Source organism: Candidatus Xianfuyuplasma coldseepsis (genome assembly GCF_014023125.1).
Taxonomy (GTDB): Bacteria; Bacillota_I; Bacilli_A; order Izemoplasmatales; family Izemoplasmataceae; genus Xianfuyuplasma; species Xianfuyuplasma coldseepsis.
The window spans coordinates 1,102,156-1,117,692 of the sequence record NZ_CP048914.1; the positions used below are offsets into that span (position 1 = coordinate 1,102,156).

The window sequence follows — 15,537 nt, forward strand, 5'->3', positions numbered from 1 at the left end:
AGTATGAAAGAACGTATCGATGACTTTGAGACAAGACGTGAACATTTAAAACACATGTCCGATCAAGAACTCAAACAATACTTCTTACAACTCGCAGATAAAATTGTCGATCCCCTACTGGATTTGGCATATAAAAACACGTCCAAATCGATTGAACGAAGTATCCTACTTCGGATGGGATTCAATAGTTTAGAAGCGAAGACAATCGTTGACATTTTACATGAAAATAACCTGCTACGAAAAGGTAGTGGTCAATGCGTATATTTAGTATCAAAGAAGTTCAATGTTACTATTAGAAAAGCAGGAGAATTCATTGAAAATAATAAGGGAATTGAGTTCCTTTTGTCCCATTTTGAGGTGACATCATGAACTTAAAACCGAATGAAAAGCTAAATATTCATGAAATCTTGAAGGATTTACGGCACTATCAACCACAAAAACGTGGATGGGTATGGCGCGACCAAACACCACAACAAATTCGAGACTTTACTTATGTCCAAGCAAGCCCATCGCTTCAAAATTATGTACCTTTACCCAGTGCGAGACATCTCGGAAATATCGATCCACAACCATCCGAAGTTATCACAACAGAAATAGCATCTGGACGATTTGAAGATGACATTCGTCGGATGCGTATGGCTGCCTATCATGGTGCTGATCACATTATGGTAATCCGTACTGCAGGGCAATCACACTTCGATGGGTTACTCGAAGGTACACCACAAGGTATTGGTGGTATTCCAATAACAAGAAAACAAGTTAGAGCCCAGCGCAGAGCATTAGATATCATCGAGGAGGAAGTCGGAAGACCGATAAACTATCATAGTTATGTGTCTGGTGTAGCAGGACCTGAAATCGCTTTGTTATTTGCTGAAGAGGGTGTAAATGGTGCTCATCAAGACCCTCAATATAACATATTATACCGCAATATCAACATGGTACGTAGTTTTGTTGATGCTGCAGAGAGCAAACAGATTATGGCTTACGCCTCGATGGCTCAAATCGATGGGGCGCATAACGCAAATGCAACTGCAAGAGATGCTTGGAAAGTCATGCCTGAATTATTAGTGCAGCATATCATTAATTCTAAATTCAGTGAAAAAGTTGGAATTAAAAAAGAGAATATTTGTCTCTCGACCGTACCTCCGGCAGCATCCCCAACACCGGATTTAAAATTGAATCTACCATATGCCGTTGCACTTAGAGAATTTTTAGGGGATTACAAGATGCGAGCACAGATGAATACCAAATATATGGATTCATCGACACGTGAAGCAACCGTAACTCATGTTTTGAACTTGTTAATTACTCGATTGACAAGCGCAGATATCCAATCTACAATCACCCCGGATGAAGGACGTAATGTTCCGTGGCATATTTACAACATCGAAGCACTCGATACCGCCAAACAAGCCCTCATTGGAATGGATGATTTACTAAGTATGGTCAATCTTAAAAATGACGGTTACTTACAAGATAAAAAACGTGAGATTCAAGAGCGCGCCATCCTGATGATGGAAGAGATTATTGAGATGGGAGGATACTTCAATGCTGTAGAAGCTGGTATGTTTGTTGATAGTGGTGAATATCCCCAACGCAATGGTGATGGAATCTCTCGTGAAATCAATGGTGGGGTAGGTAACGGTACTGTTATTGAACGGGATCAAGACTATATGGCACCTGTGACTGCACATTATGGATACAATAATATTGCGCAGTATGATAAAAATGCAATTGATGATCCCAGTTCTTTAATTGACGGATGCACCTTGGAACATCCAGAAATGATCCAATTTATTGATGAACTAGATGAAACAGACAATGTCTATCTACGCCTTGAGAAGAGTGAAAAATACCGTACTGGAGGTCTTTTACGACCTGAAGTACAGTGGTTGGGTGATGGTACAGTTACCGTGGATTTATTCTTTGCAACCGATGAACGAACAGCCGAGGCTGCTGCACTTGTAACAGGTGAAAAGATGAACTTAACCGATGTTGAGGTAATCCATAAAGAAGTTCTGCATCCTTCAGAAGGTACCCGAATCCAGATTAAGGGAACATTTAATGTTGATATTAAAATAGACGAACTCGAATTACCGGAAGTCGTTGAAGCACATTCTGAAGAGGATATTATACAGTATATCAAAGATCATCCTATCAACGTTGTTGCTGGTACAGCTGGTAATGATGAACACAGTGTGGGTATTCGAGAAGTACTCGATATTAAACATGGTGGCATCGAAAAATACGGGATGAAGTACACTTATTTAGGAACTAGTGTACCAATCGAAAAATTTGTCGACGCTGCGATTGAAACACGTTCTCAAGTCATTATGATGTCCACCATTATATCGCATGATGATGTCCATTATAAAAATATGAAAAAACTGCATAACTACGCTGTTGAAAAGGGTGTACGTGATCAGTTAATCTTAATCGCAGGAGGGACTCAGGTAACTCCTGAAATTGCACGAAACAGTCATATGGACCAAGGATTTGGTCGTGGCACAAAAGGTATTCATATAGCAAGTTTTATCATTAATAAACACAAGGATATGATGAATGAAGATTGATGTTTTAGTTGCTGAAATCGGTTCAACAACTACCATCGTGAATGCCTTTAATATCCACCAATCAAACCCTAGCTTTTTAGGACGTGGTGTTGCCAACACCACAGTCGCCTCAGATGTTACGATCGGTCTTAATTTAGCCATCAAAAACCTACAAAATAACCTTCACACAGACAGTATCGAATACAGTGAAATGTTTGCAACAAGTAGTGCTGCTGGAGGACTAAAAGTAACCGTCCATGGACTGGTTTACGAAATGACGGTTAGAGCCTCCAAAGAAGCTGCTTTAAACGCAGGAGCAAACATTCATTTAGTAACAGCTGGAAAGGTTAAACATCGTGATTTAAAGCGGATTAAAAACATTCAACCAAACATCATTATTGTCGCTGGAGGGACCGATTATGGAGAGTATGAAACAGCACTCTATAACATTGAGAAAATCCTCCACTTGAATCTTGATATTCCAATCATTTATGCTGGAAATATTGATAATCATCATGACATTAAAGAGTTTTTTGCTAAGCATCATAAACAAGATCTCCTTAAAATTGTCGAAAATGTATATCCACGAGTTGATTATTTGAATATCTTACCGCTTCGAAAAGTCATTTACCAAACATTTGAAGAAAATATTATTCATGCACCAGGAATGAATCACATCCATGACATGGTTAATCAAAATATCATGCCTACTCCAGGTAGTGTAATGGAAGCGACAATGATGCTCTATGAACACTTAGGTAATGTCATGACAATCGATGTTGGTGGGGCTACCACTGACATCCATTCTGTCGCAGAACCAAGCGATGAATACAAAGAATATCAAGAGGGTGAGCCGCGCTCAAAACGTACTGTTGAAGGTGATTTAGGAGTATTTATTAATCACAAAAATGTCGTTCGACTCTTTGAAGATAACACATTAAGTATTGCATCCGGACTATCAGAAGATACACTAAATAAACTACTAGAAAACTATACATATATCCCCACAACGAAAGATCAAAAGACACTTGTTTACCAACTAACAAAAAAGTGTACTGAACTAGCGCTAGACCGCCATGTTGGTGATTTAAGACGAGTATTTACAAGCTCGGGTCAAAAGATTATACCAGAAGGAAAAGACCTAACCAAAGTTCAATTTGTTATCTTAACTGGAGGGGCATTGGTAAACTTAAGTCATACCGAAAAGATCATAGATGAGTATATTCGAACGAATCACCGAAAACTACTCCCAAACAAGAATGTAACGATTCTAAAAGACCATGATTACATCATGGCATCGTTAGGAGTACTTTCATTGAAATATCCAGAGAAAAGTGTACGACTACTTAGAAAAACGTTAAGAATTGAGTGATATTCATGTATCCAAGTATTATCATTGATTTAAAAAAGTTCCGAAAAAATGTACAAGTTTTACGTGATCAATGTCATAAAAGAGATGTAAAAATGATGGCAGTGACCAAGGTTTTTTGTGCTGACCACAAACTCGTAAAAATTCTTAATGAAGAAAAAGTAGACTATATCGCTGACTCAAGAATTCAAAATTTAAAAGAGATTTCAACTGATATTCCCAAGGTTTTATTGCGGATTCCAAGTCACGGAGAAATCGAAGATGTGATTCAATATTCAGATATTTCTTTGAACTCTGAGCTATCAACAATTGAGTTATTAAACTCAGAATCACATAAATATGGTACAAAACATGGTATTATACTAATGATTGACCTGGGTGATTTAAGAGAAGGTATTTTCGATGAAAATGAGGTATATAATGTAGTTAAACGTGTATTAGAACTACCTCATATTGAACTACGGGGTATCGGAACTAACCTCACTTGCTATGGTGGTGTCATACCATCGATTGATAACATGAATCAGCTTCTTAAATACAAACAAAATATTGAAGAAAAATTCGATATTTCACTCGAAATTGTAAGTGGAGGAAACTCTTCAAGTATCGATATGCTACTAGAGGATAAGATACCATCAGGAATTAACAACCTTAGATTAGGAGAAAGCCTTGTATTAGGACGAGAAACAGCATATGGAAATTATATTGATGGCACCTACAATGATGTATTCTGTCTCGAAGCTGATATCATTGAGCTTAAGGTTAAACCTACCGTTCCGATAGGTCAGATAGGTATGGACGCCTTCGGAAAGGTACCAACATTTGAGGATAAAGGTAATCGACTTAGAGCTATCTTAGCGGTAGGTAAACAGGATGTAGATCATCGTGAACTGATACCGTTTGATACTATCAAACCGATAGGGTCTAGTAGTGATCATATCATTGTTGATGCTACTGAAGGGCATAATATATACGAAGTTGGTGGCATGATGCTATTTCGATTGACCTATAGTTCAATATTAAGCTTAATGACATCAAAATACGTGACGAGGTACTATGATGAATAGATATCGTGAAACGTATGCTGAGATTAATTTAAAGCACTTATACCACAACTTAAAATCGATCCAAAAAATAGTACATCCAAAAACAGTGATCCCAGTAGTTAAGGCTGATGCGTATGGTCATGGCGCAGTAGAGGTTGTACGGTACTTGATTGATAAAGGTATTGACTACTTTGCGGTAAGTCTCTTAGAAGAAGCCCTTGAACTGAGAAGAGTTTACCCTAATATTGAACTACTTTGCATGGGTATTATTGAAAACGAAGGCTTACTCATTGCAAGTGAGAATAACATTACTGTTACAATGAGTAATTTCAATCAACTCCAAAATTGTCCAAAATTGTCAAAAACTCTAAAAATTCATCTCAAAGTTGACACTGGTATGAATCGACTTGGATTTAAGTCGGATCATGATATTAAAGAAGTAATTGATGAAATTCAAAAAAATGAAAAATTTTTCCTTGAAGGAATTTTCACTCATTTTAGCACTGCTGATGAAAATATTTCATACTATAAAAAACAGTTGAATAGATTTGATGATATTTTCACGAATTTAAATTTCAAGTTCAAAATGATTCATGTTTCAAATTCGAGTTCTCAAATTCAATTTGAGAAGGATCTACCATGGACTACCCATACCCGACTCGGAATTAGCTTATATGGTTTAACTTATATCGACCATATCAAATTTTTAAAGAACACATTTACCCTAAAAACTAAAATCAGTCAACTAAATAGACTGACCGCTGGTGAGTTTGTTGGTTATGGTGCAAGTTATGAATCTAGTGGTCAAGAAATTATTGCCGTCTTACCAATCGGATATGCTGATGGGTTTATCCGAAAGAATACGGGTGGTTTTGTTGAGATAAATCACAAACGTTATCCTATTGTTGGACGGATTTGTATGGACATGACTTTTGTTAAAGTTGACGAGTCTGTACAACTACACGATGAGGTTATTTTGTTCGGTGGTTTAATTTCAATTGATGAGGTTGCTGATCGATTGGATACAATTAATTATGAAGTCATTTGTCAGATATCAAAACGTGTACCACGTATATATAAAAAATAGAGAGGAAGTGACGTATGAAACTACAAGTATTTTCAGAAATAGGACGTTTAAAAACAGTTCTATTACACAGGCCGGGGAAGGAACTAGAAAATCTGACTCCTGATTTACTCGAGAAGTTACTGTTTGATGATATTCCGTATTTAAAGGTAGCTCAAGAAGAACACGATGCCTTTGCACAAACATTGCGTGATAACGGTGTTGAAGTATTGTATATCAAGGATTTGGTTATTGAAGCATTGGATAATCATCCAGAAGTACGCCAGCACTTTATTAATCAATTTATCGAGGAATCCAATATCCTATCAAATACCGTAAAAAATGGTATTTATAAGTACTTAATTAAAATGGATAACTATGAGTTGGTCTCAACAATGATCGAAGGAATTCGCACTCATGATATTGAAGTTGATACTAGTTTTTCCATTTTGGATATGTTGGAAAGTGAGTATCCCTTCTATGCCGATCCTCTCCCGAATTTATTGTTCCAACGAGATCCTTTTGCAACCATTGGGAACGGGCTTGCTATCAATAACATGATGACCGATGCTCGGACAAGGGAAACCCTCTTTAGCGAGTATATTTTTGCCTATCATCCTCGTTTTGAAAATGCTACAATCCCCTGTTATAAGAAGAGAACTACGAGGTGGAAAAGCGAAGGGGGAGATGTCTTAGTTCTAAGTCCATCCACCCTGGCTATCGGTATTAGTAAACGAACCGATCCTCGGGCCATTGAATCACTGGCTCGCGAGTTGTTTCATAAAGATGCGTCGTTTACGACAATCTTGGCATTTAACATACCGAAATCTCGGGCGTTCATGCACCTTGATACCGTGTTTACCCAAGTCGATCATGGTACGTTTACCATTCACCCCGGGATTATGAAAGAGTTAACCATTTTTGAAATCACGAAGAACGGGAAGAAAGACATCCGTGTCGAAAAAGTCGTCACAACCTTGGAACATATATTGGAAAAACACTTACAGCGACCGATAAAACTAATCAATATTGGTGGAAACGATTTGATTACCGCAGGACGCGAACAATGGAATGATGGTGCCAACACACTCGCCATCGCACCGGGTGTTGTTATTGTTTATTCACGAAATCACGTAACCAATGAACTTCTTCGTAAAGAAGGGATTAAAGTACTAGAAATTCCATCCAGTGAATTATCACGAGGAAGAGGGGGACCTCGCTGTATGTCCATGCCCCTCTTCCGTGAAGAAATAAAAGAATAAGGAGACTCCTATGAACTTACAACATCGTAATTTTATTACACTACTTGATTTCACTACAAAAGAAATTGAGTATCTTTTAGAATTATCAGCTACCTTAAAACAAGAAAAATACGACGGAATCGAACACAAAGTACTACCTAACAAAAACGTTGTATTACTCTTCCAAAAAGACTCCACAAGAACACGTTGTGCCTTTGAAGTTGGGGCATTAGACCTTGGCATGGGTGTCACCTACTTAGGACCAAACGGAAGTCAAATGAACAAAAAAGAATCCGTCAAAGATACCGCCCGAGTGCTGGGACGGATGTACGATGGAATAGAATTTCGTGGGTACAAACAAGAACACGTTGAACTCCTTGGTGAACACGCTGGGGTACCGGTTTGGAATGGATTAACCGATCAATACCATCCCACTCAAATCCTCGCTGATTTCTTAACCATCCAAGAACATTTTGGACGTCTACAAGGAATCAAATTCGCCTACGTCGGTGACTCGCGCAACAACATGGGAAACAGTTTAATGATTGGGTCGGCAAAAATGGGGCTTCACTTTACTGGGGTTGCACCAAAAGAACTATGGCCTGAACAAGCGCTAATTGATCAATGTCTAGAAATTGCCAAAGATACCGGCGCAACAATCACCTTCACCGAAGATAAAATGGAAGGAACCAAAGATGTTGATGTCATCTACACCGATGTCTGGGTATCGATGGGTGAACCCAAAGAAGTATGGAATGAACGAATCGCTCAACTATCGCCCTATCAAGTGGATATGAGCACCTTGAAAAACGCATCGGATAAGGCCATTTTTATGCACTGTCTTCCCGCATTCCACGGTAAAGACACCGATGTTGGTGCCCAAATCGCCAGTGACTTTGGAGACGTATATCCAACCGTGAAAAACGGTGAAATGGAAGTCACCGATGAAGTGATTGAATCCCCACAATCCGTCGTTTTCCAAGAAGCCGAAAACCGGATGCATACGATTAAAGCTGTGATGCTTGCTACCTTGCGTGATCACCATGAGTAGATACGTTGTTAGTCTGGGTGGTAATGCATTAGGTAAAAACGCCGAAGAACAAAAACAACTTCTAAGGCAAGTCGCAAAACCGATTGTCGAATTAATCAAAGCTGGACACGAAGTCGTCATTGCCCATGGCAATGGACCACAAGTAGGGATGATTAATCTCGCCTTTAGCGAAAGTTCCTCAACCCCCAACATGCCCTTCCCCGAATGTGGGGCAATGAGCCAAGGTTATATTGGCTTTCACATGCAAAATGCGATTGGGAACGAACTACACAAACAAGGAATTGAACAATCTATTGCGGCACTTGTTACGCAAGTAATCGTTGATAAAGACGATGAAGCATTTGATAACCCCCGTAAACCCATCGGTAGTTTTTATACCAAAGAAAAAGCTGATCAACTATCGGAAACCATGGGCTATACGATGGTTGAAGATGCTGGTCGGGGATATCGACGCGTTGTCCCAAGTCCCATGCCGATTGACGTCAAGGAAAAGGAAATGGTAAAAACCTTACTCCATGATGGACACATCGTCATTACCGTCGGTGGAGGAGGCATCCCTGTTATCAAACAAGATGGATTACTCCACGGTGTTGCTGCTGTTATTGATAAAGATAATGCTAGTGAGAAACTTGCGGAACTTATTGATGCCGATTACCTTGTAATCTTGACTGCTGTTGACAATGTCTACATCCATTTTGGAACAGAGAAACAAGAAGCCCTTCATCACGTTACAACGACACGTCTACAAAAACTGATCGAAGAAGGGCATTTCGCACCGGGTAGTATGCTACCAAAAATCAAAGCGACAACGCGCTTTACTTCGAGTGGTAAAACCGCAATCATCGCATCTTTGAACAATGCGAAAGAAGCCTTCGAATTGAAGGCAGGAACAATTATCACACAATAACAAAATCCCTTTAATTAGGGATTTTTTAATTACACAAAATACTTTTGTCATATCGCATGATTTTTAGTATAATATGGTTATGTTAGGGAGAGGGCACACCTGACACGTGTGCCTTTCATTTATAATACTAGGAGTGTGGACATGATGAAATGGATGAAAGTACTAATTATGGTTGTCGCAGTGTTATTATTACAAGCCTGTGACAAAGAAGTTGTTTGTGAAGATAATACCTACTATAAAGAAGGGGACCGCTGTATTCGTAAAGCACTCAATACAGTGGACTTTGTTGTACCCGAAGGAATGGATGAAATCGAATCGGTGGATTTGTATGAAGGGTTCTTCCTAAATCTACCTGAAGTCGATGTCGATTTCGAGTATGGATGGTTTACCAATGATTCCTATACAACCCCGTTTGATGCGAACAAAGGCGTGATCCGTGATATGACGCTGTATTTACATATGGAAGGATCGTATACCTATAACTTCTATGTCGGAACTGAAGATGAGGAAGATAATCTTGTAATGTCTTTGCCATATTATAGTTTGCCTAGTGATGATGAAGTCTATGATGTGGACATCGAAGGATATGACTTTGTCGGATGGTATACCGACCCGGAGAGAACGATAGAATATACAGGAAATACCGATTTATTTGATGAGAACTTTGAATTGAATCTATACGGATTATTTGAAATATCTACCTTTACGGTAACGTTTGTCGTACCGGAAGTCATGTATGATTTGGATCCAATTGAGGTACAGTATCAAGATAGCTTTAATAAACCTATTCTCGATATTGAACGTAACCACACTTGGTATACCGATGATACCTATGAAACGGTGTATAATTTTAATACGCCAGTAACGAAAGATACAAGTATTTATCTCGTCTTAGAAGACGTTGAATTTTACATTGCATATCACTATGGCAGCTCGATTTTAGAATATCAGCAGTTTGAGGAAATCGAGGATATCACAAGTCATCCTGAACCGGAACGCAGTGGTTTGGTGTTTGTGGGATGGTACATGGATAACGCATTGACAATTCCGTTAGAAGAAGGAGAACTTGTCAAGGACGAACTTCATCCGGTAATCCATTTGTATGCATTGTTTCAGATTAAACAATTCCGGATTACCTATATGATTAATGATGAGATCTTTGCGTATCGAGATTATTACCAAAATGATGTCATCAATCCATATCTCCCGTCAACCACATATCAGTTTGATGGTTGGTACAACGATGCAGAATTAACGCAACGTTTTACCGATATTATGATGCCTGGAGAAGATATTACTGTTTACGGAACGATGGATTACGAGGTAACGGACTTTGATTCACTAACGGAGCTTAAAGCGAATGTGGCAGGAACGGAAGTTGTTCGTGTAGAAGGAACCGTTATCGCTTATGCGCAGAATATGATTTATGTTTCCGATGGGACAACCGTAATGTCTGTTCCAATCTATGATCGCATGTTTTATGATTTTCCAAAAGGAATGACAATCTCGTTGATTGGGCAAGTTCAGATTTGGAATGGAACACTCGATATGCATCAAGTACTCAGTGCCCTTGAAGTGGGTATGAATGATGAGTTTGAGTGGCCAGTTGTGGAATCCTCGGTTGCAGAGTTGTTGCCGGTTCATATAGACACTATAGTTGCATCACGCTACTATATAACTGGAATATTACAGAAACACGATAATGAGTTATCATTGTTTGATGGCGAGTATGTTATTAAATTTTATCATCCGATGGATGCAACAGCGCGATCAATATTAAGTCAGTATGTTGATCAAACAGTAACGTTGAATCTCTACTATTTTGATCTACAAATTTTTGATGGTGAACTCATCAATGCGATATTTGGCTTTGATGGCACAGCCGATGATATTACCGTGCACGATATGTCCGAACAGACGTATACCGTGGATTTTGTTGTACCCGATACCATGGATCCAATTGATCCGATGATAGTAACACACGGTGAATACATCAACTTGCCGGTAATCGATACAGAGTCCCGCTATGGATGGTTTATTAACGATAGTTTGATTACCGCGTTTGATGACAGTTTTCCGATTGTTGGCGATTTGACACTGTATTATTCCGTATTACCAGATCCGATTCAAATTACCTATGTTCTCGATGGTCAAGTAACGCAAGTTATCGAGTACTTCCCCGGGGAAGACTTGGATTTGTATGAACCGACGCTATCGTATATGGAAGAGTTAGATGGATGGTACACGGATGTTGAAATGACAACACCCTATACTGGAACATTTGTTCCTTATGATTCACTCACCCTTTACGGCCAGATTACACTGCCAACGCCTAAAGCTCATTTTACTTCCATTCAAGGTTTTCGCAGTTCGATCTATAATTACAGTGATTATATTAGTTTTGAAGGCATCGTTGTCTATAATGACATCGAGTTAATGTTTGTTACTGATGGTGATGTCAATGTGCTTGTTACATCTAATACATTGGACGCATTTACCGTAGAAGCTGGAGACCGTGTCATTGTATATGGGAATATGCTAGTTAATTATAGTCACACCGAATTTCATACGTATGGAGTTGACGTAGTATCGAGTGACAATGCGATTCCTTTGCAACCGATTGAAATGACATTTGAAGAGTTTATCGCCGCTGATACTAGTCGCCTTGAGATGCAGCTGTTTTCGATAACCGATACCATCATTGGAGGAGAGTATCCACGCTTTTTATCCGACGATTCTCTCCATGTCATGATTTTCCATGCGTACTCAGCCCAAGCGCAGGCAATCTCGGCACAGATGTCTGAACTAAATGGCCAAATTGTAACAGTGACGTTAATTTTTCTCGGCGATTACGGTCGTGAGATTGTTAATTATGACGCAATTCCGATTGCGATTGGTGACGTGATTGAACCAGAAATCATCGAAGTCACCTATATTGTTGACGATGAGATTGTCCATGTCGATGAGTTTTATGTTGACGAATATATGAATTTATATGAACCCCCAAATGCACTGGATATGTTTGATGGATGGTATACCGATGCCACCCTCGAGACCCCTTATGAAGAGGTGTATGCTCCAGATGAGGACATTACCCTGTATGGGACAAATGATCTTCCCGAGCCAGTTGTTTATTTTACCTCAATCCAAGATTATTTCGATTCAGAGTATACTGAAGAGGATTATGTTAGTATCGAATTGATTGTAACCTTAATTGATAGATATAATGTCATCGCAACCGATGGTGTCGATCAATTGGTTATCCAGAAAAGCCCACTTGATTATGACGATGTCGTTGTTGGCGATAAAATTGAAGTTCATGGTACCATCAACGGTTCTGAGCTTCCTTTTGCATATATGTTTACGTACTACTATGAAATCCTTAGTAATGATAACCCCAATCCATTAGTATCCGCAGACGTAACGTATACCGAGTTTGTGGATGAAACAAATGGTTATACGACACAATACCTGCAATATTTTACAATAACCGATGTGATCCATGCGGCCGATGAAAACAATTATCGACCCTATTTTGGTAACACAGACGAATTTGGAAGCGTTATGCGATTACACGTACCCAGCGGAGAGGATGATACCCTAATTCATACATTGAATGCACTCGACGGACAATACGTTACCATTGAGGTGCTATATGTATCCTTCTACAATTATACTGGTACTCCAGAATATACGGCGATCATCGTCTCCGATGAGATTACCATTACCCCTGATATGACAACGATAACTTATGTCATAAATGGAGAGGTTGTCAAAGAAATGAAAGATGTTCCTGGGAATCTCTTTACCGCCTATACACCATGGGTATCCGAAGCAAGTACCTTTGATGGATGGTATACGGATGAAGCCTTGACCGAGCGCTATTATGGACTGAATGTACCGGAAGACGATATCACGCTATATGGATCGCTTGATGATCCTGAACCAATTGCTGGATTTAGTTCATTAGACGATTTTAATCTATCCGGTTTAACCGATGAAGACTTCGTTACCTTTGAAGGAATAGTGACCGTAAGCTCTGATGGAATCGTCTTTATTTCCGATGGCACGAATCATATTAGTGTCACGATGCAAACTGAGGATAACCTCCTTGAACAAGGTGCACAAGTCGTATTATATGGATATGTCAATGTTTATGAGAATCACACAATTATTACCGCCTTGTTCTATGATATTCTGTCCTATGACAATGACATCCCGATTACACCAACCGTAACAAGTCTTGATGATTTTATCGCCCTAGGATATGAAGGAACAGAGATGTTCTATGAAGTGTATACGATTACCGGAACCATTCATGCCAGTGATGACATGGTCCCCGATCCTCATTTTGGATCAATCGAGGACGGATACGTTATGCGTATCACCGCTGGGGAGTTCGAGGAAGTTCTTGATGCGCTTGACGGAAATACGGTAACCGTAACGATCATATACACTGGTCGTAATCAGGCCGATATCGATTATTACTATGCAATCTTATGGTCCATTGACGCGGTTGTCTGGAACTAAGGAGGAGTTGTATGAAACACCTACTACGAATAACCGTGGCACTGTCCATCCTATTTGGACTCAGTGCCTGTAAAGCTGAAATCGACTGTGACGATGGCTATCGCCTAGAAGGCAAACGTTGCGTGTTGATTGATGATCAGCAATTAACCTACACCATCTCCTTTGTCCTACCAGAAGAACTCGATCCGATTGCGGATGTGATTGTCGACAAAGGCGATACACTAACCTTACCATTTATCGAAGTTGGTGATGACTATACGTGGTATACCGATGCAGAAATGACAACTGAGTTCGATCCAGCGACGGAAATTCATCAAGATCGCACTTTATATTTGGATGTTGATTTTACCTACTTCACCGTCCTGATTGTGGATCCCGATGATGTCGTTGAAGAAATATCGATTGATGTCATTATTGGACAAACGGTGTCCTTACCTGAAGTAAACACGGAATATGAGTATGCGTGGTATACCGATTCCTCCTATGAAACGGAGTTTGATCCCGAGACCCCAATTAACCGTGATACAACGCTCCACTTGCGACTTGTAAAAACATATACAGTTTCCATTGTGGACCCCGATGGGGTTGTCATTGAAGACAAAGTTACTGCAGATGCATTTCAACCAGTAACGTTACCTGTTGTATTCACACTATATGACTACGAGTGGTATACCGATGATACATATGAAACCGTATTCAATCCGGAAACAATTATTGATCAAAATATGACACTATATGTACGAGTAATCTATCCGGTTTATACAATCACTTTTGTCGTTCCAAATGATATGGATCCAATTGATCCAATCACGGTACTACTGGGAGAAACCATTCCCCTCCCAACCATTGATACCAATCGAGAATACGGCTGGTATACCAATACCAACTACACCTTTGAATACAACAACTCGATACCGGTTACCCAAGATTTAACATTATATTTCTATCAAGAATCCGAAACAGTGAATATCACCTATATCATCAATGGTAATGTTGAAGCTATCGTTGAGTATATTCCAGGTAACTTAATCGATATCTACACCCCTTTTGTATTGGAAGGCTTTGAGTTTGACGGTTGGTATTTGGAAGAAACACAGGACACAAAATTCTATGATTTATATGTTCCTCAAGAGAATATAACCTTGTATGGAACAATGATTTATCCCGAACTGGAAGGAACGTTCACATCGATACAAGATGTACTAGAAGCCTCGTTAGGAGAGGATCCATTCATTTCAGTAGAAGGTATTGTATACTACTCAGAACTATCAAGTGTATACATTACCGACGGAATCAATTTTGTCGAGGTCGCACTTCCTTCATCAATAGACAATACAATAGTTGTTGGCGATCGGATTCAATGTATTGGATATTTTCATAATGTCTTCAACATAAAGTATATGAACATCGTTGAATACACAATTATTGAACACAATCAAGAACTTCCTTATACAACTCAGGAAATGACATTTACCGAGTTTACTGAAACCGCACTAGGATCCAATGATTTAGTGAATGCTGTCATAGAAATTACCGATGTGTTGCACGTAGAAAACGAACCGATTTTAACAGCATATTTCGGACCACTCGAAGACGGTTCTACAATCACATTCTATACCGCATATGCGGATCAACAAGACATGATAGAAGGTCGCGACGGACAGACGGTAACAATTACATTTATTTATACAGGATACCGTGATTCAAATGGAGTCATCCATTATGGTGCTGTACCGATAACTGTAGAAGAAATTCAGGGATTATAGAAAAAGTGGTCA

10 protein-coding genes are annotated in these 15,537 nt (G+C 39.3%); all 10 read left to right on the forward strand.

Translation table 11 applies throughout. The features are described from left to right. Window positions 1–3 precede the first annotated feature (3 nt). Window positions 4–369, forward strand: a complete 366-nt coding sequence (locus tag G4Z02_RS05180) for an ornithine aminomutase subunit alpha (RefSeq protein ID WP_258876940.1) — start codon at window positions 4–6, stop codon at window positions 367–369. Next, window positions 366–2,573, forward strand: coding sequence for a D-ornithine 4,5-aminomutase subunit OraE (gene oraE / locus G4Z02_RS05185; RefSeq protein ID WP_258876941.1), 2,208 nt, complete (start codon window positions 366–368; stop codon window positions 2,571–2,573). Before G4Z02_RS05180 ends, oraE begins: the two co-directional genes overlap by 4 nt. Then, complete coding sequence (locus tag G4Z02_RS05190) at window positions 2,563–3,924, forward strand: glutamate mutase L (protein ID WP_258876942.1); 1,362 nt, start codon at window positions 2,563–2,565, stop codon at window positions 3,922–3,924. The genes oraE and G4Z02_RS05190 overlap by 11 nt, the downstream gene beginning before the upstream one ends. A 5-nt stretch (window positions 3,925–3,929) precedes the next feature. Then, window positions 3,930–4,988, forward strand: coding sequence for an ornithine racemase Orr (orr, locus tag G4Z02_RS05195; protein WP_258876943.1), 1,059 nt, complete (start codon window positions 3,930–3,932; stop codon window positions 4,986–4,988). Then, on the forward strand, window positions 4,981–6,054 hold the full coding sequence (gene alr / locus G4Z02_RS05200) for an alanine racemase (protein ID WP_258876944.1): 1,074 nt from the start codon (window positions 4,981–4,983) through the stop codon (window positions 6,052–6,054). The genes orr and alr overlap by 8 nt, the downstream gene beginning before the upstream one ends. Before the next feature lie 14 nt (window positions 6,055–6,068). Continuing rightward, on the forward strand, window positions 6,069–7,292 hold the full coding sequence (gene arcA, locus G4Z02_RS05205) for an arginine deiminase (RefSeq protein ID WP_258876945.1): 1,224 nt from the start codon (window positions 6,069–6,071) through the stop codon (window positions 7,290–7,292). Between the two features lie 10 nt (window positions 7,293–7,302). Beyond that, window positions 7,303–8,322 (forward strand): ornithine carbamoyltransferase, encoded by a 1,020-nt coding sequence (gene argF, locus G4Z02_RS05210; RefSeq protein WP_258876946.1) that lies wholly within the window; start codon window positions 7,303–7,305, stop codon window positions 8,320–8,322. After that, window positions 8,315–9,229: a carbamate kinase gene (gene arcC, locus G4Z02_RS05215; protein ID WP_258876947.1), complete on the forward strand. Its 915-nt coding sequence runs from the start codon at window positions 8,315–8,317 to the stop codon at window positions 9,227–9,229. The genes argF and arcC overlap by 8 nt, the downstream gene beginning before the upstream one ends. Before the next feature lie 141 nt (window positions 9,230–9,370). Continuing rightward, window positions 9,371–13,759, forward strand: coding sequence for an InlB B-repeat-containing protein (locus tag G4Z02_RS05220; RefSeq protein ID WP_258876948.1), 4,389 nt, complete (start codon window positions 9,371–9,373; stop codon window positions 13,757–13,759). A gap of 11 nt (window positions 13,760–13,770) precedes the next feature. Beyond that, window positions 13,771–15,525 (forward strand): InlB B-repeat-containing protein, encoded by a 1,755-nt coding sequence (locus G4Z02_RS05225; RefSeq protein ID WP_258876949.1) that lies wholly within the window; start codon window positions 13,771–13,773, stop codon window positions 15,523–15,525. Window positions 15,526–15,537 lie beyond the last annotated feature (12 nt).